This is a genomic window from Candidatus Neomarinimicrobiota bacterium, from assembly GCA_021734025.1.
Classification (GTDB): domain Bacteria; phylum Fidelibacterota; class JAANXI01; order JAANXI01; family JAANXI01; genus JAANXI01.
In genome coordinates this window covers 1-25848 of record JAIPJS010000003.1, presented here as the reverse complement: position 1 = coordinate 25848, position 25848 = coordinate 1, and the positions used below count along the sequence as shown (strand labels likewise).

The following is a 25848-nucleotide window of genomic DNA, read 5'->3' as shown; positions in this document are numbered from 1 at the left end:
TCGTTTACCACCTCAGGTTTGGTTCGCGGTTTGCGGTTACTTCATCAAGTCGCCGGAGTGGCGTCGTATGCGGTGCGTCGTGCACCAGTTCCGGGTTTTCGTCAATTTCTTGATCAATCTGTTTCAAAACGCTGGCGAAATTGTCCAGCGTCTCGCGGGTTTCGGACTCGGTCGGCTCAATCATCAACGCCTCTTTCACGATAAGCGGAAAGTAGACCGTCGGCGCGTGAAATCCGTAATCCAGGAGCCGCTTGGCCATATCCATGGTATTGGCGCCGCGCTTCTTCTGGCGCGTCCCGCTCAGCACGAACTCGTGCATGCAGTGCTGGGGATACGCCACGTCGAAGGTCTCGTTCAGCTGCTCTTTCAGATAGTTCGCGTTGATAATGGCGTTCTTCGACAGTTCCTTTAATCCCTGTGCACCCAACATGCGGATATACGTGTATGCCCGCACCATCATGCCGTAATTGCCGTAGAATCCGTGGATTTTTCCAATGGATTCAGGTAAGTCCCAGTCGAAGTCATACCAGTCCTGCTCCTCATCGTATGTGATAATCGGCTTCGGCAGGAATTTCGCCAGTTCCTCGGTCACGCCGATGGGCCCGGAACCCGGGCCGCCTCCTCCGTGCGGGGTTGAAAATGTCTTGTGTAAATTCAGATGCGTAATATCAAAGCCCATGTCGGCGGGACGCGCAATACCCAGCAGCGCATTCATATTGGCGCCGTCCATGTACATCAGTGCGTCCACCTCGTGGAGTACGTCGGTGATTTCGCGGATATCCTCCTCGAATAATCCAAGCGTATTCGGATTAGTGAGCATCATCCCGGCTACGTCGTCGGTGATGATATTCCTGAGGTCATTCACATCCACCATGCCGCGATCGTTGGACTGCACCTCCAGCGCCTCGAATCCGCCCATTGCCACGCTGGCGGGATTCGTCCCGTGCGCCGAATCCGGAATAATAATGTGTTTCCGTTTGTTGCCGCGCATCTCGTGATACTTCCGCATGATCATGACGCCGGTCAACTCGCCGTGAGAACCCGCCGCCGGCTGCAGCGTGAAGGAGTGCATCCCGGTGATGCTGCAAAGCAATTGCTCCAACTCGTAATATAATTGCAATACCCCCTGGAGCGTCTCCACAGGCTGCTCGGGGTGAACTTCCGCAAAACCCGGCAGCGATGCAATGGCGTCGTTAATCTTGGGATTGTACTTCATGGTGCAGCTGCCCAGCGGATACATGTTCTTGTCCACGTGATAGTTCTTCGCCGAGAGATTGGTAAAGTGCCGCACCAGTTCAGGCTCGCTCACCTCCGGCAGCTCCGCCGGTTTATCCCGGAGATATTCTTCAGGGATAAGATTTGATAGTTCTTGTTTCGGCACGTCGCACTCCGGCAGCGTGCAACCCTGCTTGCCCGGGGTGCTCAGCTCATTCAGTAGCGATGTTGACATAGATTAAACCTTTTAAAGAAATAGCACGCAGATGACGCTGAAACGACAGTATAACCACAGATTAAAAAAATGAAAATATAGTATTGTACAGAGTTTGTTTTTATCTGTGACAATCTGCGTTATCTGTGATATCTGCGTTCCCCGACTTGTCGGGGACTGCGCGCAATTAGTATTTATTTTTCTATCTCCGGGAGATAGTCTTCGATGTTGCCCAGGACGCCGTTCAGTTTGTCCGTATCCCGGCCGCCGGCCGTGGCCTGATGTGGGCGTCCGCCGCCACCACCACCAAGCGCCTTCCCGATTTTTCCAACGATGTCTCCGGCTTTTACGCCTTTCTCGACGAGATTGTCCGAGACGACACAGACCACGAACGGCTTCTCCTCGTAAACTGTCCCAAGGATTCCGATTCCCCCGCCGTCGCTGTTCTGGAGCTGATTTCGCAGGAGATCCCCATAGTTTTCCAGTCCGTCGCGATCGGTATCCGGAATCCGCTTGGCGATCACCCGGTAGCCGTTTACTTCTTCCGCCTCCGCCATAAGGTCATCCAGATTTTCAGCGCGCTGCTTTTGCCTAAGCTGCTCCAGTTCCCGCTCCATCTGTTTGGTCTGCTCCTGGAGCGAGGCAATCCGTTCAGGGATTTCTTCGACGCGGGAACTCAGCAGCTGACGCGCTTCCTCAAGTACCGAATCCTTCTTCCGGAGTTCCTCTTCCACGGCATCGCCTGTGATGGCAAAAATACGTCGCATTCCAGCAGAAATTGAAGTCTCTTGCGTGATTTTGAACAGTCCGATATCCCCGGTGCGATGGGTGTGCGTCCCGCCGCACAATTCTTTGGAATAGTCTCCGATTTGCACGACGCGCACCTCATCACCGTATTTCTCGCCAAACAGCGCCGTGGCGCCTTCTTCTTTGGCCTTGTCGAATTCGGTGACGTGGTCGTCCAGTGCGATATTTTTCAGTATATTGGAGTTGACCTCCCGCTCGATCTTTTCGATCTGCTTGGGAGTGAGTTTTTCATAATGGGTAAAGTCGAACCGCAGATAATCCGGATGCACCAACGAACCCGCCTGATTCACGTGCTCACCGACGTGCTTTTTCAGCGCTTTGTGTAACAGATGCGTCGCCGTATGGTTTCGCATGGTGCGCAACCGCTTTTCCACGTCGATTTTGACGTGGACTTCCGGTACGGTGATCTCGTCGCCCTCGGTAAATTCCCCCTGATGCAGAGACGTCTCGCCGTCCGGGTGTTTCTGAGTGTCCTGTACACGGAAGGTAAAACCTTCGCCAGTGATTTCACCGGTGTCGCCTACTTGACCACCGGCCTCGGCGTAAAACGGTGTCGTCTCCATCACCACTTCCGCACCTTCATCGGTATGGCGATATTTTCGCACAACGGTATCGACTTCGTATTCCGAATAGCCAACGAATTTCGAGTGCGGGCCTTCGGAGACCGAAATCCAGTCACCGACGTCTTCCTCTGTGCCTCCCTTAAATTTCCCGGCCTGTCGCGCGCGCTCCCGCTGGGCCTCCATATGATCCTGAAAGCCGTCCATGTCGATGTCGTAATTCCGCTCCTCCAACATCAGCCGGGTGAGATCCACGGGGAATCCATAGGTATCGTATAACTGAAACGCATCCTTGCCGGGAAGCACGGTTTCACCGCGCTCTTCCATGTCCTCGACCATCGACTCAAAGATCTCCAGACCGCGATCCAGAGTCTCGTTGAACGAGTCCTCCTCCGCCCTGACGACCTTCTCCACGTGAGTCTGCTTCTCCCGGAGCTCCGGAAAGGCGTCCTCCATCTTGCCGACCAGGGTATCCACCAGTTTGTAGATGAACGGATCCTTCAGGCCGAGTTCCCGGCCGAACCGGGCGGCACGGCGGAGAATTCTGCGGAGGACGTAGCCCCGTCCTTCATTGGAGGGAAGCGCGCCGTCGGCGATGGCAAATCCCAGTGTCCGCACGTGATCGGAAATGACCCGATGCGGCGTTCCCTGCTGGCCGTCGCCGTATTTCACTCCGCTCAAATCCTCGATGTGCTCAATCAGCGGCATGAACAGATCGGTATCGTAGTTTGAAGTCTTTTCCTGCAAAAGCGCCACGATGCGCTCGAAACCGGCGCCGGTGTCCACGTGCTTATTCGGGAGGTCGTGCAAGTCGCCCTCTTCGTCCCGGTTAAACTGAATAAAGACCAGGTTCCAGACCTCGATGAACCGTGCGCAATCGTTATTCACCCAGCACTCATGGTCTTCCACATCCTGCTTGTCGCAATAGCCCTCGCCCCGGTCGATATGGATTTCCGAACACGGGCCGCAGGGGCCGGTGTCGCCCATCTCCCAGAAGTTATCCTTGTCCCCAAAGTCCAGGACGCGCTCTTCCGGGATGTCGGTCACCTTTGGCCAGAGATCCCGCCCCTCATCATCGGAATAATGAACGGTAGCGTATAACTGCTCTTTTGGGAGTCCCCACACCTTGGTAAGCAGTTCCCAAGCGAATTCTATGGCGCCTTCTTTATAATAGTCGCCGAACGACCAGTTGCCGAGCATCTCGAAGAAGGTATGGTGATAGGTATCCTTCCCCACCTCCTCCAGGTCGTTGTGCTTGCCGCTGACCCGGATACACTTCTGTGAGTTTACGGCTCTCGGCGGATCCGGAATATCCTCCACTCCAAGGAAGATCCCCTTGAACTGGTTCATACCGGCATTGGTAAACAGGAGCGTCGGATCATCGATGGGAACCACCGGACTGCTCCGGACGAATTTGTGCCCGTGATCCTTGAAATAGTCGATAAACGATTGGCGAATTTCGGATGATGTCATCATATCTGTTTTATTATCACTCCAAAAGATTTAAAAGATAATGGCACGCAGATGACGCAGATATCAGAGATAACGCAGATAAACACAGATCACAAAGTTCGGAAAACATTTTGTATTTCTCTTTTAATCTGCGTCAATCTTGTCGTTTCTGCGTTCCCCGACTTGTCGGGGACAGCGTGCTATTTTTTTCCGTTTCCCATCAAGTCTACAAAAGTATTTCTGTACCGGCTTAAATTCAATCCCATTCTTCCAGATCTATCACCTCATTGATCACATCCCAGGGAAACCCGCGTCGCCCCAAATAGCTGGTGAGTCTCCGATACGCAGTTTCGTAATCAACGTTGCGCAGGGAACTCATTTTCTTCTCAGCTGCTTCCCTCGCAAGATCCACAACATTAAATTTTTGATACATTGACGCTACGGTGTCCTCGATAATTTTATCAGGGATCCGCTTTTTGGAGAGCTCCGCCTTCAGCCGTATTGGCCCGATGTTTTTCCGGGTGAGCTGATCTTCGGCGAAGGTCTCCGCAAATTCCTCATCGTTGAGATAGTCCTTATCCAGCAGATGTTCTACAACCTCCTCGACTACCGCGTCGTCGAAATCCTTCTTGTATAACCTCGAACGCATCTCCCCAACACTTCGCTGACGGTATTTCAGCAGATTGAATGCCGCCTCCTTCGCTGCATAGACGGCATCCTGATGCTCTAATTTTGCTATATCATAATGAGTGAGTTTATCCCCTGAGTGTAGTCCGGATTCGAGCAGAATCGCTTCGTGGATACCAAAGCCGAACTCGCCGTCGAGGAAGATCGAATAGCGGCGTTTGTTTTTTTTCTGCTGGGCAATTTTGGTGACTTGCATGGAAGAAAAGATACAAAAAAAAGTACGCAGATGAACGCGGATTTAACGACGGTGTTAAAGTGTTCAGGTGTTCGAGTGTTCTGGTAAACCCTGTGTTTTCGTGTTATTGTGTTATAGTGTTATCGGTTAAACCTGCCATGAGTTCGGTGTCCTCGGTCGCCGGCACCTATTTTTTTCGGCTTCTTTTTTCTTCTCCACTGTGATTGCCTTCATTCTTCATTTTTCATTTTGCCTTCTTCAACCGGGGTGTTGAGTTGGGCACCTGGATATTGGGAGTTGGATATTCTGCGGTTGGAATTTAGCATTTCTGCATTCTTTGATTTCCATTCCTCATTTAATCATTCTTTAATTGAGCCATTCTTTCACCCTTTCAGGGCTCTACTTGTATACGCGTTTATGGTCCCCAGGCTCCGCTTGGGGCTATTCATATTGCGCCCCTTTGGGGCTTTTTCCCTTCTCTTATCTCCCCATGGAAATGCGGGGCAATTCACAATGCGGTAACAACAAACTACGAACTACAAACAAAGGAATTAAGAGTACGATTAAGATTAGGATTAAGAACCACCTACCCTATACCCTTATACCCTTATACCTAATCCCTATTCCTCATCTTCCCCGTTCTCCGCAGTCTCGGCTTCCTCTTCCTCACTTTCAATCATCCCCAGGGATAGCTTCACCTCGTGCTCGATTTCTTCCAGGATGTCATCGTTTTCCATGAGGAAATCCTTGGCGTTTTCGCGACCCTGGCCCAGCCGTTCTTCTCCGTAGGAGTACCACGAGCCAGCCTTCTCTATGATGTCGGCATCTACAGCCAAATCAAGAAGGTCACCCTCGTACGAGATGCCCTGACCATACATGATGTCGAACTCTACCTGTTTGAATGGAGACGCCACCTTGTTCTTGACGATCTTGACGCGGGTGCGGTTGCCCACCACGTCTGAGCCATCTTTAATGGAACCGATTCGTCGAATATCCGCCCGTACAGAGGTATAGAATTTCAACGCACGCCCACCAGATGTTGTCTCCGGATTCCCAAACATTACGCCGATTTTCTCGCGAATCTGGTTGATGAAAATAACCGAAGTGTGTGACTTATTTACGGCACCGGCCAGTTTCCGGAGTGCCTGGGACATGAGACGCGCCTGGAGTCCCACGTGGGCGTCGCCCATCTCACCCTCCAGTTCGGCGCGCGGTACCAACGCCGCCACCGAGTCAATAACGATGACGTCAATAGCGCCGGATCGCACAAGTGTTTCGGTGATCTCCAGCGCTTGTTCACCGTTATCCGGCTGCGATACCAGTAGATTGTTCACGTCGACACCCAGCTTTTTGGCATAGATCGGATCCAGCGCATGCTCGGCGTCGATGAACGCGGCGTATCCGTCACGTTTTTGAGCTTCCGCAATGATGTGTAGTGCCAGTGTCGTTTTACCGGAGGATTCCGGCCCGTAAATTTCGGCTATACGACCACGCGGGAATCCACCGACACCCAGCGCCGCATCGAGAGAAAGACATCCAGTGGGGATAGCCGGAATGTCCACCTTGGCTCCCTCCTCACCCAGACGCATAATAGATCCTTTGCCGAATTGTTTGTCAATTTGCGAGACGGCGAGTTCGACCGCCTTATCTTTTTCTTTGTTATTGTCTGCCATGGTTTCTCCTTATAAAGTGTTATAGTTTTCAGGTGTTCGGGTGTTCACGTTGTCCATCCACCATGCTCACTTATTACTTCTTCATTCTGCATTCTTCATTTTTCATTCTTAATTATTCGTGTATTTCATCTAAAAGGTGACAACTTCATAACCACTGTGCTTCCGGAAGGGTACAATCACCAAGGCTACCTATCATGGTTGTGGAAATTAACAATTTTCCGGAAGTATTCAATGGGTTTCATGAGTTCTTTCTAATGCACTTTTTTTAGAAAAAAGTGCGAAAAAATCCGGTTACGCCATCCGTTTCAAGAAATTCTACGGCGGTTTCCCTACCAAACCCAGAACTCCTCCGCTTCGCGTCGTCAAACAGCTGGGTTTGGTGACGGTCAACCGCCAGAAATTCTAAGAAACGAATGCCAATACCGAAAAACCATATTATCGGTTTTCCAATTTAGATTGCACCTCTAATTCTGCAGTTAATAAAACTCTCCCCATACAACGGCACCGGTTTCCTCGGTGCGGCGGGCATTGAGACGAAATAGCCTTGAATACCCGTTATAGTTTTTTTCTGGAGATTCAGTGTTTGAGCACCCGGATAGGAAATTCATGATCTCCCAATTCCTCTTATGTTAATTATGAAAGACCATGATTCGATATATGGGTGAGAGTTCTGAGTTTCTCCCGTAGGGATCTCTTTGAGGCTTGATTTTTTCTACCCCTTTTTTGATGTCCAGGTATTCCATACAAGTCTCAAGAAAAAAGGGGTAACAGGGTTAGTATATGGTATCCTCAGTTCCATAGCATCGCAAAAGTAGTTAATTGATTCTATCAGGGAGATCCTATTTTAGGGGGATTGTCTCCAACACACTATAAACCGCTCCACTCGGCTGCAGGTCACTCTCGTAGCACACCACAGCGTCCACTTCCATCGACACATCCGGAATCTCCAGATTCAAAAAAGTATTCAGTGTTTCCCCGGGGAGCCCGCGGCCTTTGACACGGGCGACGGTAAGGTGGGCGTGAAATTCCCGGGTTTCCGGTTTGACGCCCTCCTTTTCCAGCCTGTCGTCGATATCGTTGGCCATGGATGCCAGTTCGGGGGAGTCCTGCAGTCCAACCCAGAGCACCCGTGCCTTCCTCGGATGCGGGAAGACGCCGGTATCTCCCAGGGTGATGGTGAACGGTTCCGGTAAATTTAGCTCACGGATTGCATCCGCGTATTCCGTGGGCTTGCCGTACTCCACCTCGCCGACGAATTTCAGCGTCAGATGCGTGCTCCCCGGCTTCACCCATTTGAGTCGCCCCGGCAGATCCTGCATCTGATTCTGCACGTCTGCCAACACGTCTTTAATTTCCTGCGTTAACGGGATGGCGAAAAATATACGTTGCATGGTTCCTCTATGCTTAAATTACCGTCGACAGAAGTCAATTAACCTCACTCTCTGTCCCGTTCCTTCTCAAAGGGAGGAGAGCAAAAAGATTTCATGCCTTTCCTAAATTTTATCCGTTCTTTAAGCCCTCTCCTCATTGGAGGAGAGGGGTTTTCCCTTAGGGATTCCTTTGGAGGGGGTGAGGTTATTGATAGCATCATTACATAATTTTCTTCTGTAGAAACTTTTCATGAAACGTCTCTACAGAATATGTATGGTTTAAATCTTTTGCATCTGACCCCGTAACAAATTCAACGCTGCGTACACCGAGCGTTGTTTATTCAGCCGGCGTTCATCCGAGAACCGGTAGCGTTTTACCGTCACATTATCATCCACCGCACAGCCAATATAGACAAGTCCCACCGGTTTTTCAGCCGTTCCTCCGGTGGGGCCGGCGATGCCGGTGGTGGAGAGTGCCGCGTCCGCTCCGGTGGCATTTTTCGCACCCAGCGCCATGTGTTTCGCAACCGGCTCACTGACGGCGCCATGATGCTGAATCAATTCTTCCGGCACGCCCAAATCGCGCATCTTGGCGGTGTTGCTGTAGGTGACGAATCCCTCCAGGAAGTAGTCCGAGCTGCCGAGGATATCGGTAATCATATCCGCCAGGAGTCCGCCGGTACACGACTCCGCCGTGGCGAGGGTCATGTCCCGCTCCCGGAGCATGTTGCCGATGACCTGTGCCAGTGGGATATCCTCCTCCGCATAAATGTTCTCTCCAACTCGTTTCCGGATTTGTTCTGAGATTTCGAGGAGAAATCCTTGCTCCAAGTTGTCATTTTTCTCAATCAGCCTTAAATCGACTCCGTAAATCTGAGGGAGGAATGCCACGGCGCCCTCCTGCAGCGGCTCAATGATATCCTTCACGTCCTCGTATAGCCGGGATTCGGGCAACCCAATTGTACGAAACAGTTGAGTCTTGTAATGTTCGCTGCTCAGATTTTCCAGAAACGGCAGAATTTTGTTGCTCATCAGGTGGCGCATCTCGTGTGGCACGCCTGGGAGGCAAAACAGGTGCTTATTATCTCGATCGAAATGCAGCGCCGAGGCGGTACCGGCCTGATTTAGAATCACCTTTGCTTCGATTGGCAGGGTCGCCTGCTGGCGATGGCGCTCAGTAACCTCGATTCCCCGTTCACTCAATCGTTTTTCGAGCGCGTCGAATGTGATCTGATGAAATTCCAGTTCGCTGCCAAAAAATTCCGCCACGACTGACACGGTGATGTCATCGTGAGTGGGGCCGAGTCCACCGGTGACGATAATAATGTCATGATATTCCCAAAGATGAGTAAGCGCGTCCAGGATTGCATCTCTGGAATCGCTGACTACCAGAGTTTGCGACACCGGATGTCCGATGGACAACAGTGTCCTCCCGAGCCACGCGGCGTTAGTGTTCACCGTGGCGCCGGAAAGGAGTTCGTTTCCGATGTTCAGGAGCGCTGATTTCACAGAATGGCGAGTCCGATTTGCATGAGAATGAGCGTATATAATCCGGCGGCCACGTCGTCGAGCATCACGCCCCATCCTCCGTGGAGGTTTTGCAGCTGTTTGGCCGGCGGAATTTTCACGATGTCAAATATACGAAAGATCAGGAAGGCGAACAAGTAGAGTACAAATGTTTTTGGCAGGAAGAGCAATCCGATCCACATTCCAACGAGTTCATCGATAACAATGAGGCCGGGATCGGTGATTCCGTTCCGCTGCTCGACGACGGCACTGCTCCAGACACCCAGCAGAAGCAGCAGGGCGATGATCGCTAGTTCCATCGCTGGGAGCATCTCTGGGAGTAACCAGAATATAATGGCTGCGACAAGGCTCCCCCACGTCCCCGGAGCTATTGGCAGTAATCCGGAGCCGCCGACTGTGGCAAAGAGAAGGTTCAGCCGGTCAGTCCACGAGTCGCTCGACGGTGCGGACATCTACGACTGGCTTGCTACGAATTGTTTAATGGTGCCCCAATTGACCTTAAGGTAGTGGATGCCGGATGCTGCGGTGAGGAGCGAGACGGCAAGCATCATCCACCAGAGGATGTTGTGGGTGTAGATCCACATGAGAGCGGGACTGAGGAAGTCGAACAGCTCCCAGCCGCGGATGGTCACGAAGACGATGAGGATGTAGATGGCGGTCATCTGGACGGCGGTTTTGGATTTGCCGAAGATGCTGGTTTCCATTGTTTGTTCCCGGACAATCATCCACATGCGGAGCCCAGTGATGACGACATCCCGGAGGATGATAATGGCGAGCATCCAGAACGGAAACAGGTCGAGATACCAGAAGCCAAAGAAGGCCGAAAGGACGAGTATCTTGTCCGCCAGCGGGTCCACAAACTTACCGTGCTCGGTGACGATATCGTATTTACGGGCGATATACCCGTCGTATGCGTCGCTGGTTGAGGCGATGATAAATACGAGAAGCGCGAAAATGTGGTTCACGTATCCTGCGGAAAAAATCAGTATCAGGAATACAGGAGTCAGGAGAATTCTCAGGTAGGTCAGAATATTGGGGAGCCGCGCCACAAAGGGATGCGGCAACGAACCGTTTGCCATCAGACTGTCACTCGACCTTCTAACGCCCGTGCCAGCGTTGCTTCATCGATGTACTCCACGTCGCTGCCAACGGGGATGCCCCGCGCCAGCCGGGAGACGTTCACATCGTTGGATTTTAATAGTTTCGTGAGATAGTGCGCCGTGGTCTCCCCTTCCACGCTGGGATTGGTGGCCAGGATGACCTCCTCCACTTCGTCCAGACGATTTTCGATGCCCTGAATATTCAGATCGTCCGGGCCGACGCCGTCAAGCGGCGAGAGCAGTCCGCCAAGCACGTGATACAGTCCCCGGTACTCGCTGGTCTTCTCGATGGCGATGACATCCATGGCGTCCTCCACCACGCACAGCACCGAGCGATCGCGCTTGGGATCTTCACAGATTTCACAGGGATCGGCCTCGGAGATGTTATAGCACTGGCTGCAATATTTGATGTTATCCTTTGTGGCCAGGATGGCGTTGGCCAGGGATGCGGCGTCTTCGCGGTTGACCTTCAGAATGTGGAACGCCAACCGCTGGGCGGTCTTCCGCCCAACGCCGGGGAATTTTTTGAATTCGTCAATAAGCTGCTGCAGCGACTCGGGGATTCCCTGCATGGGTTACAGTCCCGGGATATTCATCCCTTTCGGGAGGTTGCCCAGCAGTCCGCCGGTGGCTTCGTTCATCTTTTCCTGCGCGGCCTCGCTCGCTTTCTCAAGCGCCTGGTTGACGGCCGCCACGATCAGATCTTCCAGGATCTCCACATCGTCTTCCATCACTTCTTCCTCGATGTCCACTTCCAGGATCTCCTGGTTGCCGTTGGCTGTTACGGTGACCATACCGCCGCCGGCCGTACCCTCGACCGTAATGTCGCCGAGCTGTTCCTGTGCTTCTGCCATTTTCTGTTGGGCTTTCTGTGCCTGTTTCATCAGGTTGCCCATTCCGCCTTTTGCCATATTTCTTCTGACCCCTCTTTTGTTTTCTAAATTATTGATTTCTGACTCGGGCAATATAGATTCTTACCGTTCGGTATCGTAGTGTTAAAGTGTTCATGTGTTCCAGTGTTCCAGTTAAAATCGGTCAATGGTTGAGTTCATAGGCTTATAAATGGATTGCATTACATATTAGTAGCACCTGAGATTGGGATGATGTTCGTTCATTGGTTTACTTGTTCTTTCTGTTCTTTGTGCTTTCTTCGCGTTCCTTCGCGGCTAAAAAAATATTTTCTGTTTTGAGTTTCAAATTTATCTGTGGTAATCCGTTTTTTCTGCGTTCATCTGCGTGCAATTAGTATTTCAGTTAATAATTTCCCCATCGAAGTTGCTGATGATCGCCTGCGTGATGGGATCGTCGATGATATCTTCCCCCTCGTCATCTTCCGACTTTTTCCCGGTATCACCCAGCAGGCACTTGAACCGGACTTCTGCGTCGAAGAATTTTTTAATGAGTTTCTCCACCTGTCTGGACTTCCGCTCTATGCTCTTCATGTGGAATTTCGCTGAAGTATCGAATACTACGCTCAAAACCTTACCCTCAGCCCGATTCGGCACGCACTCGCTCAGGTATTCTCCAAGGATGGGCTTGTTCTCGTGGACAAATTCCGCGAACTCCGGCCATCTCTCCTGAAATTCACTTAACGGCAGGGTCTCTGATGCCTTGGATTCCTGTGTTTCCGGCTTTTTCGCTGATTCAACAGCCGGTTTTCCGGGGTTTTGTCCGGATTTCCCTGTTGGATTGGCGGATTTCTGCCCTGATTTGTCGGATACTTTCCCGGATTTGTCTTCTGAGCCAGGAAGTCTAGTTTTTTTTTGTCCGATATTCCGCCGGGTCTTGGAAGTGGTCCCTGAGGAAGATTTCGATGATTTGGATTCTTCAGTTTGTTTTTCGGAGGGTGTTGATTCCGGAGGACTTCCCCCCTTCCCGTCGCCTGCCAATTGATCCAGAGTGATGCTCTCAGTAAAGTGTACCAGTTTTAGCAGAAAGTTCTCCACAAAGATGCGATGGCTCCGGGCATCGCGAAACTGCTGTTGAGCGGAGAGAGTTAGATTCAGCAGACGCAACAGATCCCGGGAGTCGTATTCTGCAGCGGCTGATTCGAATTCTTCCCGGTAGCTGTCCGGGACGTCCAGCAGCGAGTAATCGTCCGTGGAGTCCAGCACCAACAGGTTCCGCCAGAAGTCGGAGAGGCCGTCCAGGAATTCGCTCAGGTCATACCCGGCACTCATGACTTCGGATATCAGATCCAGCGCACCGGAGACATCGTGTTCGTGCAAAATTTCGCTGAGGTGCAAATACAGATCGTAACTGACGATACCGAGGATGCTGGCGACGCTTTCGTCGGTGACTTCCTCGCCGGAGAACGAAATCACCTGATCCAGCAGGCTCTCGGCGTCCCGCATGCTGCCGTCGGCCTTCCGGGCGATAAGTGTGAGTGCTCCGTCGCTGATGTCCACGTCTTCCGACTCGCAGATAGTCTTCAGCAACCCGATAATCTTTGGTAAGGGGATCCGTTTGAAATCGAACCGCTGGGTTCGGGAGATGATGGTCGGCAGGACTTTTTCCGGTTCGGTGGTGGCGAAAATAAACTTGACGTGTGAGGGCGGCTCCTCCAGGGTTTTCAGCAGCGCGTTAAACGCCGAGGTGGAGAGCATATGTACCTCATCGATGATGTAGATCTTGAAGTCGCCGTCCGTTGGCGGATACTTGACCTCTTCCCTGAGATCCCGGATGTTGTCCACCCCGGTATTGGACGCGCCGTCAATCTCGCGGACATCAAAACTCCGTCCGGCTGTGATTTCCGTGCAGTTCTTGCACTCGTTACACGGATTCAGATCTTTGGGATTTTTACAATTCAGATATTTTGCGAGGATACGTGCCGTCGTCGTCTTCCCGATGCCACGCGGCCCGGTAAACAGATAGGCGTGGGCGAGCCTGTCCTGCTCGATGGAGTTCTGCAGTGTGGACGTCACATGTTGCTGGCCGATGACATCTTCGAATTTCTGAGGCCGCCATTTTCTGGACAGGACTTGATAGGCCATGTGAGGTTATTATTCCTGGTTAGATGGTGTGGTTTTCAAAGTAATATAAATTCCATAGTCATTAGAGGTCGAACATAAAACACAACTCACCCCTTTGGGAGGGATGGAGTTGAGTTGTTTGTAAAATTCACCATTAATAATTCAAATTATTCAATCGATATCAAATGCGGGGCTTCAGCCCCAATATAAAAAAAGGCTGTGCACCAGGTTCGAACCGCCGGTGGCTGAACGCTTTACAGCAGCCAGCTCCACCGGAGTGACCCTGCGGCACATAGTACGATGCCTACCGCTGCTCCCTTCCGGGCCTGACGGGGTTTGGCATTTTCCTATTGCGCAGGACTCCAGTGTTCAACACCGCTCACCGCAAACCGCCCAGGTCGGCAATCCTCATCCCGGCCGTCGACCCTGCTATAGCGGGTTGCAGGTTCAGGGCACCGCTACCGCCCCGTCTAGCACAGCCTCAGTTGTCAAAAATCTCTCTTCAATTCCTCTGCAACAGATGAATATATTCCCTCCCCGTTCCAGATTCAAGCGGAGAGTAACGGCTCTAAATAAGAAAAGCGCTTAAAGTCCCGATACCAGGACTTCAAGCGCTACGTTTCAGTTTTACAGAGATTTATTTCCTCTTCGGCCGGTAAATATGCGTACTGTGCCCAAAGAAGACTTCTGCGGATTCCATCACCGTCTCCGAAAGAGTCGGATGGGGATGGATGCTCATTTTCAGATCTTCGGCAGTGGCGGCCATTTCAATAGCCAGCACTCCCTCGGCGATCAGCTCACCGGCGCCGGGCCCGACAATGCCCATTCCAAGGATGCGCTCGGTTTCGGGATCGATGAGGAGTTTGGTCATGCCGTCGCTGCGGCCCAATGTGGTTGCGCGTCCAGACGCTGCCCATGGGAATCGTGCCAGTTCGTAATCAATGTCCTCTTTCTTTGCCTGAGATTCGGTGAGTCCGGCCCACGCCAGCTCGGGATCGGTGAACACGACTGCGGGAATGGCGTACGGCTCGAACGCCGCCTTTTCGCCAGAGATAACCTCGGCAGCAACGATGCCTTCGTGGGATGCTTTGTGCGCCAGCATGGGTTCGCCGGCGATATCACCGATGGCGAAGATGGAGTCCTCCGCCGTCCGGCACTGTTCGTCTGTGACGACGAATCCGTTGTCATCAATTTCGATGGCAGTGTTCTCAAGTCCCAGTCCGTCGGTGACCGTCTTTCGTCCAATTGACATCAGCACCCGATCGTAAATCTTGTTTTGCTGCCCGCCGTCCTTGTCTTCGATGGTCACCTTGATGCCGTTCTTCTGGGCTTTCATCTCAGTAACTTTAGAGTCGGTCATAACATCGACGAACTGGCTTTTGACTCGATTCGCCACGTGTTTCACCAGATCCTGATCCGCGCCGGGTAGCAAATTGGACATCATTTCCACTACAGAGACTTCCGAACCAAGTGCGCTGTAAACCTGTCCCAGTTCCAGTCCGATATATCCCCCGCCGATGACCAGCATTTTCCCCGGGAGTTCCGGGAGTTCCAGCGCTCCGGTGGAGTCCATGACTCGCTCGTCATCCAGCGACAGTCCGGGGATTTCTACGGGCACCGAACCGGTGGCGAGGATAGCGTGTTCAAATTCCAGAGTTTTTTCGCCATCATCAGTTTCAATGCTCATGGAGTTTGGGCCGGTGAACTGTCCGCGTCCCTGGATATAGGTGATTTTTCGCTGCCCGCTGAGGGTTTTGAGTCCGCCGGTCATCTGGCTCACTACGTCGTTCTTCCATGACCTCAGCTTGTCCAGGTCAATCTCCGGCTCGTCGAATGTAATCCCCCACTCGGAGGCTTCTCTGGACTCAGTAATCACTTTCGCCACATGGAGGAGCGCCTTGGACGGAATACATCCCCGATACAGGCAGACACCGCCGGGGTTCTCTTCCAGATTAACCATTGTCACGTCCAGTCCCAGATCGGCGGCCATAAACGCCGCGGCGTATCCGCCGGGCCCGCCGCCGAGGACTGCTAGCTGAGTAGATTTATTTGCCATCGATTATAATCCTATCGTATTACAATTATTAAACTCAATCGTTTTTTCTTAATCTTAATCCTAATCTTACTCATAATCGCTGTTATCTTTTATGCTTCATCAAAATCACTGGCGTAAACATCATCTAACGGATCATGAACGCGATCTGAATTCGCTTTTATCAATCCCACAAGCATCGAAACGATTGATCGTAGTATACCTTTCCCGGATTCAATATCAGTCAACTCCTTAATCCCCTGAGCGACGAGCACATCAAGGCTGGCGGCACATTCTAATGCCGAGCCTCTGGCTATATCAAAATAATTACAGCGATCTGACTGGGTGTATTTACCGTTACCTTCAGCAATATTCAATGGAATAGAAACGGCTGCACGATCGAGTTGCTTTATGACAGCTCTTCCTTTTGGACGTTCGGGAAATAATTCTTCCAACCAACCAAGGAATTTTAGAGATATTTGATATACCTTGAGTTTTTCATGATCAAAATACGTCCTGCTCTTAACGGGCTTGCCTTTATCTTGTGATTTCACGGTATTTCACCTTTTCAGCAGTTTGAGTAAATCGTAACCTCATCTCATCACGGGGATTAAGATTAAGAGTAAGATTAGGATTAAGAAAAAACCTATCCTTCCAGCGCCAGCAATAATGGCTCCTCCAGCGCTTCGCAGATCCAACGGGTGAATCTCGCCGCATCGGCGCCATCTATGATGCGGTGGTCGTACGAGAGCGAGAGCGGCAGCATCATCCTGGGAACAAATTCGCCGTCTATGTAGACCGGTTTCCGTTTACCGCGGGAAACGCCAAGTATGGCGACTTCCGGTCTGTTGACCACCGGGGTAAACGACGTTCCGCCGATGCCACCGAGGTTGGAGATGCTGAAACATCCGCCCTTCATGTCCTCGAGGCCGAGTTTGCGGTTTCGGGCTTTTTCGGCGACTTCGGAGAGTTCCGCTGATAATTCAACGATATTCTTCTGATCCACGTCACGGATCACCGGTACCAGCAGACCGCGATCCGTGTCCACGGCCACGCCGATATGGTAATACTTCTTATAGATAATCTCCTTCTTCTCCATATCGATGCTGGCGTTGAATTGCGGAAATTTCTTTAAGGCGGCGGCTGCCACCTTTAACAGGATTGCGGTCACTGTGAGTTTTCCGCCGGCTTTTTCCACCCGTTTTGCCCACTGCTTCCGGAGGCGTTCCAGTTCGGTGATATCGGCCTCATCATTTTGGGTCACGTGCGGTACCGGCGTCCACGACGCCACCATATGCTCCGCGGTGCTTTTCCGGACGTTGCTCATGGCTTCCCGTTCCACTTCGCCCCACTTTTCGAAGTCCGGTAGCGGTTCGGACGGCATGGCAAATCCACCGCCACCGGCGGTTCCGCGTTCTTTGTGCAATTTCTTGGAAAACGCTTTCACGTCTTCCTTGCTGATGCGTCCCTTAGGGCCGGTTCCGGGCACTTCGGCGATATCCACGCCAATTTCCCGGGCAAGACGCCGGACGCTCGGTGCTGCCGGTACGAGTTTCCGCCCGCCAGCGGTTTCAACTGTTTCCGGCTTTTCAGCAGGAGCCGCTTCGGTTGCAGCTTCCGGCTCGGGTTCCGGCTCAGGTTCTTCTTCCGCTGGCTCCTCGGATGTGTCCCCCTCCTGCTCCTTCTCGGTTTTCTCCGGCTCTGCTTTCTCTTCGGTTGCCTCGTCGGTCTCCGCTTCGGCCGCGGCGTCACCCTCTTCTATGGTAAAAATTGTGGCGCCGACTTCGACGGTATCACCTTCTGAGATATGAATTTTCTTCACTGTGCCACTTATGGAAGACGGCACCTCAATGACTGCCTTGTCCGTTTCGATCTCCAGGATATTCTGGTCTTCCTCTATGTAATCGCCTTCCGCGACCAGTATACCAACGATATCGCCGGATTCGACGTTTTCACCGAGTTCGGGAAGTTTGTATTCCTGTGCCATGTGGGTAATCCTTTGTTATGCTGTATTTTTAATCAAGAATAGATGCTCGCGCAATCTCTTGTCTCCGTAATTTTGAAAATTGCGTACCGCGTATTGCGTAAAATAGTGAAGGATGGAAAAAGGAGAAAGGAGCAGGGAGAAACAACAAAATCTCACATTATAATTAGAAATTGCCAATACCGCTCCTTCCGTATTCTTTTATCTATTTACCCTTCTGCCTTCTCCGCATTCCCTTCTCCTTTTAAATCAGACCAGGAGAGCGGAATAAAAACAACACGCCATATGCACTATCACCTTATGCCCTATACCTCTCAGTTTACGAAATCATAGGGTTCAGTTTTTCCGGATCGATATCCAGATCGTCGATGGCCTTTTTGACCTCGGCCATCTCGATTTTCCCTTCTTTGGCGAGCCCGTATAACGTTGCCACCACAATGTAGCGCTCATCCACTTCAAAGAAGTCACGAAGGGCCTGACGGCTATCGCTGCGGCCGAATCCGTCTGTTCCCAGCGATACCAGTCGCCCCGGGATCCAAGATGCAATCGATTCCGGAAGCGCTTTCATATAATCTGAGGCGGCGACGTAAACGCTCTCTTTTTCACTGGAGAAACATTCTGTTACGTACGGCACGCGCTCATCGTTTTCGGGATGCAGCATGTTCCATCGCTGGGCATCCAGGGCGTCCCGATGGAGCTCCTTGTAACTGGTGACGCTCCAGACGTTGGCTGCGACGTCATAGTCCTCCTCCAGGATTTCCTGAGCCTTAATGACTTTGTTCATGATAGCGCCGCTGCCCATGAGCTGCGCGTGATGGTTGGCCTTCTTTTTCCCGGACGTTTTAAACTTGTACAATCCTTTAATGATACCTTCTTCAGCACCGTCCGGCATCGCCGGCATGGGATACGGCTCGTTCTCCACGGTGAGATAATAGAACACATTTTTCTGGTCGACGTACATCTCCTTGATACCGTGCTCGATAATAACCGCCAGTTCGAATGCAAACGCCGGATCGTAAGCTCTCAGGTTGGGTAACGGGTATGCCAGCAGATGGCTGTGACCGTCCTGATGCTGCAAGCCTTCACCGTTCAGCGTGGTGCGACCGGCAGTCCCGCCGACCATAAATCCGCGGGCTCTGGAATCGCCGGCTGCCCAGATCAAATCCCCGATTCGCTGAAATCCGAACATCGAGTAGTAAATGAAAAACGGAATAGTATTGATGCCGTGATTAGAGTACGCCGTCCCAGCCGCAATGAACGAGGACATGGAACCGGCCTCGGTGATGCCCTCTTCCAGGATCTGACCGTCTTTGGCTTCTTTGTAATACAGAAGAGTATCAGCATCAACCGGTTCATAGAGCTGTCCGGAATGGGAGTAGATGCCTACCTGACGAAACAGCGCTTCCATACCGAAGGTTCGCGCCTCGTCCGGCACGATGGGGACAATGTATTTCCCTATATCCTTGTTCCGGAGGAGTTTAGCCAGGATTCGGACAAATGCCATAGTCGTGGCCACATCCCGGTCCTCGGTGCCTTCGTGAAATTCCTTGAAAATTTCCGGATCTAGCTCGTCCAATGGCTCCGGAGCTTCCGTATTACGCTTGGGCAGATAGCCACCGAGCTTTTTCCGCCGCTCGTGGAGATATTCCATCTCCGGCGAATCGTCATCCGGCTTGTAGAACGGCATCTTGGCCACGTCATCATCGGAGAGCGGGATGGCAAACCGGCTCCGGAATTCCTTCATCTCCTCTTCGTTCAGCTTTTTCTGCTGGTGGGTGATGTTCTTGCCTTCACCACTCTCGCCGAGGCCATATCCTTTGACCGTTTTCGCCAAAATCACAGTCGGCGATCCCTTGTGTTCCACCGCGGCTTTATACGCGGCGTAAACCTTTTCCGGATCGTGTCCGCCGCGCTTCATCTTCTCCAGTTCCTCGTCGCTCATATCTTCAACGAGGGACTGTAAGCGCTGGTCACCGCCAAAGACGTGCTCGCGAATATAATCACCGGACTCAATGCTGTGTTTCTGGGATTCGCCGTCCACGATATCCAGCAACTTTTGACTCAAAACGCCGTCTTCATCCTTTTCGAAAAGGGGGTCCCACTGGCTACCCCAGAGCGCTTTAATTACATTCCAACCGGCGCCACGGAATACGGCTTCAAGTTCCTGTACGATTTTACTGTTGCCACGTACCGGCCCGTCCAAACGCTGGAGGTTACAGTTAATCACAAAGATGAGGTTATCCAGGTTCTCCCGGGAGGCCAGCGAAATAGCTCCCAGCGTTTCCGGCTCGTCCGTTTCGCCATCGCCGAGAAACGCCCAGACCTTGTGATCGTCCGGTTCCTTCAGTCCCCGGTCTTCCAGGTAGCGGATAAACCGGGCGTGATAGATAGCCTGAATCGGCCCGAGTCCCATGGACACCGTGGGGAACTGCCAAAAATCCGGCATCAGCCAGGGATGCGGATAGGAGGAGACGCCTCCGCCCTCTCGCAACTCCCGGCGAAAGTTTCGTAACTGGGTCTCAGTGAGGCGCCCTTCAAGGAACGCCCGGGCATACATTCCCGGCGAGGCATGTCCCTGGAAATAAATCTGATCGCCGCCGTAGCCGTCTTCACTAGCGCGAAAAAAGTGGTTGAATCCGACTTCGTATAGCGTGGCAGACGACGCATACGTCGAGATGTGCCCGCCGATGCCGTCTTCCTCTTTATTCGCCCGGACCACCATGGCCATGGCATTCCAGCGGCAGAGGCTTTTTATGCGGCGTTCAATTTCCCGGCTGCCAGGGAATGGCGGCTGCTCGTCCACGTGGATGGTATTGACGTACGGCGTATTCGCAGTAAACGGAAGCCGGACTCCTTCCTCGTATGCCCGGTTTTCCATGACCTGCAATAGCTGCTTAACCCGATCCGGGCCGCCATGCTCCAGAACGTAATCCAGCGATTCCAGCCATTCACGCCGTTCAACTTCGTTATACTGCTGCGCTTCAGAATTGTTGTTACTCATATGGGTCGTTACCTCATGTTGTTAGGGACAGATTTAAATATAAATAACCAGGAATATTAAAAGAACGACAGGATTTTAACCGGTCGGTCGAAAATCTGATATATTTTCTTGTTAGGTTCCACATCTGAGCACAAAATGTAACTATTTTCACAGATAGGAGCAAACGCCGAAACCAACCTGCAATGAACATTTTTTCGCATCTGCCCCTGGTATTCCCCGGCGGGTCGACCTGACATCTGTCCGCTTGCCTTTTGAACAAAAAGCAAGTAATGTATTATGATTCCCAGGCACTGAATCTGACCTCCCTTTTTGCAGAGATTTCCATGTAGAACGGAGCATACTATGAAATATATTTCGTACATGCGAGACGGTTTAATCTCCTGTGGTTTCAGCTCGGACTGCCGGATCTTCGACATTCCGAATGCAGCCAGATCATTTGGCAATACCACCATACCGGAAACGCTACCAGAGTTTGTCGCCCGGTTCGATGACTTTCATCCAATCGCTGTTGACATGTTCGAAAGCACAACTCCTGCGAGGCGACCGGAACTGTACTTCCCCGCTGGCCAGGCGACACTACTTCCGCCAATTCCTGCTCCGCCATCGGTTACTGTGTACAGATTGCCAGAGATGCCTATTTCCAATGAAGGGACTAGCGCTTCGGATTCTACACAGATGCTGAGCCCAGCTCTGCTGTTCAAACTGGAATCTCCCGAGCTCATCAGTCCTGGCGATACGCTCAAGGCACCGGAGGAAACTCAATTGACCTTCGATTACGCCATCGCTGCAATCATCTGGAAGCCGGGAGAGGATCTCTCAGCAGAGGATGCCATAACCCATATTGTTGGCCTGAGCCTGCTGACCTGGGTGCATCTCAGCGATGCGAACAGCGAATGCTCTGCCATTTCAGTCGGGCCGTGGCTGGTGACAATAGACGAATTTGATCCGGATGGGAACAGCTTCGATGTTAATGTAATGATTAATAATTTATCCATATCCAATGGTAATTGGGGAAACTTGTTACAGACCCTCCCGAAAATCATTGCCGAAACAAGCAAAGATGGAAAATTGCACTCCGGAGAGGTGCTGGCCTTTAGCCCGGCGCAGTCCGCAGAAGAATCCCGCCGCATCCTCCACCCGGGTGACCGGGTGACTGTCGCAGCGGATGGACTGGGTCGGCTGGGAAATACAATTCAGTGACTTCCCACCATTGTTTATAATCTATCGCGGTGTTTGCAGGCCCAACCGTCAGCGACGCTTACAGCGATCACCGACGGCGGAGGGAGCTTATCCGAGCGACCCCGGTTTACCGGGGGAGCCGAGGAATCTCGCGAGTTTTTCTCCCCCGGCATGACCACCCGCCTCGCAATGAGATTGCGAGGCTATTGATGTAGCCTTTGAATCTCATTCAAAGGCGAGGTTTTTTTCATTGATGAGTCATTCCGACTGAGTCTGGCAGCTGCTGGAGGAGGAATCTCGCCATTCGGGCTCTAAAGGTATAATTACCAGATCCTTCCCCGAAGGGATCCCGTTGGGACGACTCGCTCCACTCGCTCAGGATGACTGGTGATACTTTTACCATTTGGTATTGAGAAAATATTAGTCATTCCGAGTATGTTTCTGATGGCTCAGGGACGCACCGAGGAATCTCGTAAAGCGGTATGAATCCCGCCTCGCAATGAGATTGCGAGGCTAAAATGTAGCCTTTGAATCTCATTCAAAGGCGGAGTCGTGACTCCAACTGCCAATTCACGATGAGCGGAGTGTGTATAAAAATGTGCCCTCTTGTTTTAATCTGAAAAATCAAAAGGAACTCCCCTCCCCCCTCTTTATGCAAGCTGGCACTTTGCTATAAACAACTGTCGGCGACGCTGATAGCGGTCATCGACAGGGGCAGTAATAGAATCAGTTGCTTTCTCAGCCAGAATCTCCGAAATTTCGTTTCCACTCAACGTCACGATTCATTCCACCAATCTTGAAAGGAGCACCCCGTGAACGCCTGGGATCTTACCGTCAACTTGAAGGACGTGGTTATAGATTTTGGTCTGCTGAGTCTGTTCCTGGTTATCGCAACCATTTTGCGGCGCTATGTGACTTTCTTCCAGAAGTTCCTTATCCCGAACAATATCGTGGCGGGGTTTCTGGCATTGATCGTTGGACCCCAGATCCTGGGGATTACGGATATCACCAGCGATCGCCTGGGCCTGTACGTGTATCACCTCCTGGCGCTCACGTTTATCGCCATCGGTCTCCGGGAGGAGAAATCTGATTGGGGCAAGGGGCCCATCAGCACCGGTCTGGCCTTTGTATCAAACTATCTCATCCAGGGGATCCTCGGGCTGGCGATCGCTTTAATTCTGATTTACACGGTAATGCCTGACCTGTTCGCCGGGATGGGCTTGTTGCTGCCCCTCGGATACGGGATGGGCCCCGGCGTGGCGTATACCATGGGACACTCCTGGGAGGCGTTCGGGTTTGTCGGCGGCGGGAACGTCGGACTTACCTTTGCGGCCATCGGATATCTCATCGCCTATTTCGCCGGAATCTGGCTTATCCAGATCGGGATTAAACGCCGGGAGACCAAACTCATCGACGGGATGGAAGGGATCTCCAGAGATATGCGGATCGGCGTTGTGCAGGACAAGGAACCGGAAGTCGCCGGCCGGCTGACGCTTTCCACGGAAGCCATCGAGCCGTATGCCTTCCAGCTGGGACTCATCGGCTTTATCTATCTGCTGACCTATGCCCTGGTCTATTTCCTGTCGGGACTTATGGAGTCTGCCGGACTCCACGATTTTACCAGCACACTTTGGTCGTTCCACTTCGTGCTGGGGAACCTCCTCTCCATCGGTTTCCGGAAGGTCATGGATATGACCAAAAAGAGTTATCTCATTGATGCCGGCCTTATGACCCGCTCGGCGGGGGTGTTCGTGGATTATCTTGTCGTCGGCGCTATTGCGGCCATTTCGCTGGTCATCGTCGGACAATACTGGTTGCCGCTAGTGTTGATGTCCGCAGCTGGCGGGATCGGAAGTTATTTCCTCTGCCGGTGGCTCCAGTACCGCGCGTTCGACGATAACCACTTCGAGCGTTTCATCGGCATTTTCGGCGAAATGACTGGCACCATCAATTCCGGCTTGGTGCTGGTGAGAGTCACCGATCCGGAGTTCCGGACGCCGGTGGCGGAAGACCTGGTCTACGGCAGCGGCGTTGCCCTGCTCACCGGCTTCCCGCTACTCATCGTCCTGAACGTGCCGATGAATGTCTTCGGGAACTCCCTGTTCGGTTACTGGGTCACCCTGGGAATTTTGATCGGGTACCTGGGCCTGATTTGGGGCATCTGGCATTTGATTGGGTTTTTAAGCTTTAAGAAGCAGAAACCGGCGGAATAACTAAAGTAAAAATTTCTTCACAGCGCACCAATAGTGGAAAAATCTGCTGAACTAAAATTGTACGCCTGTTAAGAGGGAGAGACCTACATTATTCCAACGTAAATTATTATGGTTATATCGTCTTAATCCTAATTGGCCGGTTAGTTCAAAATACAGTTGTCCAAATTTTACTTTAAAAGGTTTTCTAATCCCGAACCAGATAGTCGGGTTAAACCTAGGAAATTCATCGGTTATTTCATCTTGTACTAATAATGCTCCATATGAAGCATTGAACAGCTCCCCCTTAGCTTGAACCAGATAATCAATTCCTACTCCACCCAGGAAAGCAAACTTCAGTGGTAGAAGATTCGCAACTCTGGTATAAATAGAACCCGATAAAAAGTGAAATGTGTAGGAATTGTTAATTTTATCAATTTCAGTGATCTGGATTTTTTGGTTTGAAAAATAATATCCAAACGCTCCTCCCCAATGAAAGATGTGAGAGATTGGCGTTTCGACCGTGCCAACGATTGACATTCCCAGGGGATACCGGTGCTCATGCTTGGCCCATTTATATCCATCGAGCATTGCCATTCTGCTGATGGTTGGCCCGGCTTTTATTCCAAAGGTATAGTCGTCATTTCCGACACAGGGTCTTGTTAAAAATAAAACCAAATATGGGACTATAAGGAATTTCAAAAGTTTCAACATAGTATGCTCCAAAATGAATTTTTCAAATCGCTACTCTAGTTTTTAGCATTTCATCTATTCAGGAAATGAGACAACTACACAGGACAATCCCGCAGCAGCATTGACGACCATCAACACCTGGTTATCACATTGGCCCGCAAGACTAGTAGATTATGTTAACCAAGAGACAGGCCATATCTTCGCAGATCTTCGAATTTAGATATAAGTAAGTTTTTATTTTATAACTCTATTGGTTCCGGCATCGCTTCACTCAATATTCCGGAAGATACTTCTCATACTCTATAGAGTTTGGAAAATTCTGATACTAATACAATGGCTCCGTCGTTGACTGCTACGAAAGTTCTAATATAACCGGAATTGTACAATTGAACTGTGTTTATAATATCGTTTTTTTTGCCGATCAAGGAAAAAGATGAGTACCTGTATGCCCTGCATTTAATCCGCCGGAGGAATTGATTCCCATCAAACGACATCTTTTAGACAGGATTAACAGGATTGACTGGATGAAAAAACTGACAGATAACTAATTGCGGGTAAAAAAATTATGTTTATTTAATCTACTCAGGATGACAGAACACTTGGTAGAAAATACAGCGCAAGTCACGATTTCTTCTTCTGTAGAGACGTGCCATGGCACGTCTCTACGTTCAAGAATTACAAAAGGTTACGTTATATCCAATTGGGAGAAAAGGGCTAATCGTTCCTCTATGTTCATGGGGTAACTTAATAGCCATAAAAAAATTATGACTATTAAACTCACTCAGTATTTGGGATTCGCAGCGTCTGATTCAACTCACCCCCTGGGTCCCCTCTCTTCGAAGAGAGGGGGAACAGGGCTTTCCTAGCGTGAAAAACCCGTTCCCTGGAGTTGCAACAATAAAATGGACACCCGAAGTAGTTAGGCGGCTTGGTTGTGGAGCATCTGTGCATATTGTTCCGGACTTTGGTAGTTGAGGGTGGAGTGTTTCCGCTGGCGGTTATAGAAGATCTCGATATA

Annotated in this window: 18 protein-coding genes and 1 other RNA gene; 2 read left to right on the top strand and 17 right to left on the bottom strand. The window is 51.2% G+C overall.

Annotation, left to right across the window (positions count from 1 at the left end; all coding sequences use genetic code 11):
• Window positions 1-4: 4 nt before the first annotated feature.
• From gcvPB to aceE, 16 genes are all read right to left on the bottom strand, one after another.
• Window positions 5-1450 carry an aminomethyl-transferring glycine dehydrogenase subunit GcvPB gene (gene gcvPB / locus K9N57_04380; GenBank protein ID MCF7803404.1) on the bottom strand — a complete coding sequence of 482 codons (1446 nt, stop codon included), beginning with the start codon at window positions 1448-1450 and terminating at the stop codon, window positions 5-7.
• A 173-nt stretch (window positions 1451-1623) separates the two neighbouring features.
• Window positions 1624-4272 (bottom strand): alanine--tRNA ligase, encoded by a 2649-nt coding sequence (gene alaS / locus K9N57_04375; protein MCF7803403.1) that lies wholly within the window; start codon window positions 4270-4272, stop codon window positions 1624-1626.
• 232 nt (window positions 4273-4504) lie between these two features.
• A complete protein-coding gene (locus tag K9N57_04370; GenBank protein ID MCF7803402.1) occupies window positions 4505-5131 on the bottom strand; it encodes a RecX family transcriptional regulator in 627 nt (208 codons plus the stop codon).
• 599 nt (window positions 5132-5730) lie between these two features.
• Window positions 5731-6783 carry a recombinase RecA gene (gene recA, locus K9N57_04365; GenBank protein ID MCF7803401.1) on the bottom strand — a complete coding sequence of 351 codons (1053 nt, stop codon included), beginning with the start codon at window positions 6781-6783 and terminating at the stop codon, window positions 5731-5733.
• Between the two features lie 839 nt (window positions 6784-7622).
• Entirely contained in the window at window positions 7623-8174 is a 552-nt protein-coding gene (thpR, locus tag K9N57_04360) for an RNA 2',3'-cyclic phosphodiesterase (GenBank protein MCF7803400.1), read from the bottom strand.
• 258 nt (window positions 8175-8432) lie between these two features.
• The gene (locus tag K9N57_04355) at window positions 8433-9662 is read right to left on the bottom strand and encodes a competence/damage-inducible protein A (protein MCF7803399.1); all 1230 of its coding nucleotides are present in this window, start codon (window positions 9660-9662) and stop codon (window positions 8433-8435) included.
• Entirely contained in the window at window positions 9659-10132 is a 474-nt protein-coding gene (locus tag K9N57_04350) for a phosphatidylglycerophosphatase A (protein ID MCF7803398.1), read from the bottom strand. The genes K9N57_04355 and K9N57_04350 overlap by 4 nt, the downstream gene beginning before the upstream one ends.
• Entirely contained in the window at window positions 10133-10759 is a 627-nt protein-coding gene (pgsA, locus tag K9N57_04345; GenBank protein MCF7803397.1) for a CDP-diacylglycerol--glycerol-3-phosphate 3-phosphatidyltransferase, read from the bottom strand.
• The gene (gene recR / locus K9N57_04340; protein ID MCF7803396.1) at window positions 10759-11352 is read right to left on the bottom strand and encodes a recombination mediator RecR; all 594 of its coding nucleotides are present in this window, start codon (window positions 11350-11352) and stop codon (window positions 10759-10761) included. Before recR ends, pgsA begins: the two co-directional genes overlap by 1 nt.
• Window positions 11353-11355: 3 nt before the next feature.
• A complete protein-coding gene (locus K9N57_04335; GenBank protein MCF7803395.1) occupies window positions 11356-11691 on the bottom strand; it encodes a YbaB/EbfC family nucleoid-associated protein in 336 nt (111 codons plus the stop codon).
• Between the two features lie 339 nt (window positions 11692-12030).
• Window positions 12031-13773: a DNA polymerase III subunit gamma/tau gene (dnaX, locus tag K9N57_04330; protein MCF7803394.1), complete on the bottom strand. Its 1743-nt coding sequence runs from the start codon at window positions 13771-13773 to the stop codon at window positions 12031-12033.
• A gap of 196 nt (window positions 13774-13969) precedes the next feature.
• An RNA gene (gene ffs, locus K9N57_04325) (signal recognition particle sRNA large type) lies at window positions 13970-14231 on the bottom strand.
• Between the two features lie 158 nt (window positions 14232-14389).
• On the bottom strand, window positions 14390-15808 hold the full coding sequence (lpdA, locus tag K9N57_04320; GenBank protein ID MCF7803393.1) for a dihydrolipoyl dehydrogenase: 1419 nt from the start codon (window positions 15806-15808) through the stop codon (window positions 14390-14392).
• An 89-nt stretch (window positions 15809-15897) separates the two neighbouring features.
• Window positions 15898-16338 (bottom strand): four helix bundle protein, encoded by a 441-nt coding sequence (locus K9N57_04315; protein MCF7803392.1) that lies wholly within the window; start codon window positions 16336-16338, stop codon window positions 15898-15900.
• A 92-nt stretch (window positions 16339-16430) separates the two neighbouring features.
• Complete coding sequence (locus tag K9N57_04310; GenBank protein MCF7803391.1) at window positions 16431-17771, bottom strand: 2-oxo acid dehydrogenase subunit E2; 1341 nt, start codon at window positions 17769-17771, stop codon at window positions 16431-16433.
• 316 nt (window positions 17772-18087) lie between these two features.
• A complete protein-coding gene (aceE, locus tag K9N57_04305) occupies window positions 18088-20769 on the bottom strand; it encodes a pyruvate dehydrogenase (acetyl-transferring), homodimeric type (GenBank protein ID MCF7803390.1) in 2682 nt (893 codons plus the stop codon).
• A gap of 342 nt (window positions 20770-21111) precedes the next feature.
• Between aceE and K9N57_04300 the strand changes: the two genes are divergently transcribed.
• Complete coding sequence (locus K9N57_04300) at window positions 21112-21969, top strand: fumarylacetoacetate hydrolase family protein (GenBank protein MCF7803389.1); 858 nt, start codon at window positions 21112-21114, stop codon at window positions 21967-21969.
• A 791-nt stretch (window positions 21970-22760) separates the two neighbouring features.
• Entirely contained in the window at window positions 22761-24161 is a 1401-nt protein-coding gene (locus K9N57_04295; GenBank protein ID MCF7803388.1) for a sodium:glutamate symporter, read from the top strand.
• A 51-nt stretch (window positions 24162-24212) separates the two neighbouring features.
• Here the strand turns inward: K9N57_04295 and K9N57_04290 are convergent, their stop codons facing one another.
• A complete protein-coding gene (locus tag K9N57_04290; GenBank protein ID MCF7803387.1) occupies window positions 24213-24851 on the bottom strand; it encodes a hypothetical protein in 639 nt (212 codons plus the stop codon).
• Window positions 24852-25848: the final 997 nt, after the last annotated feature.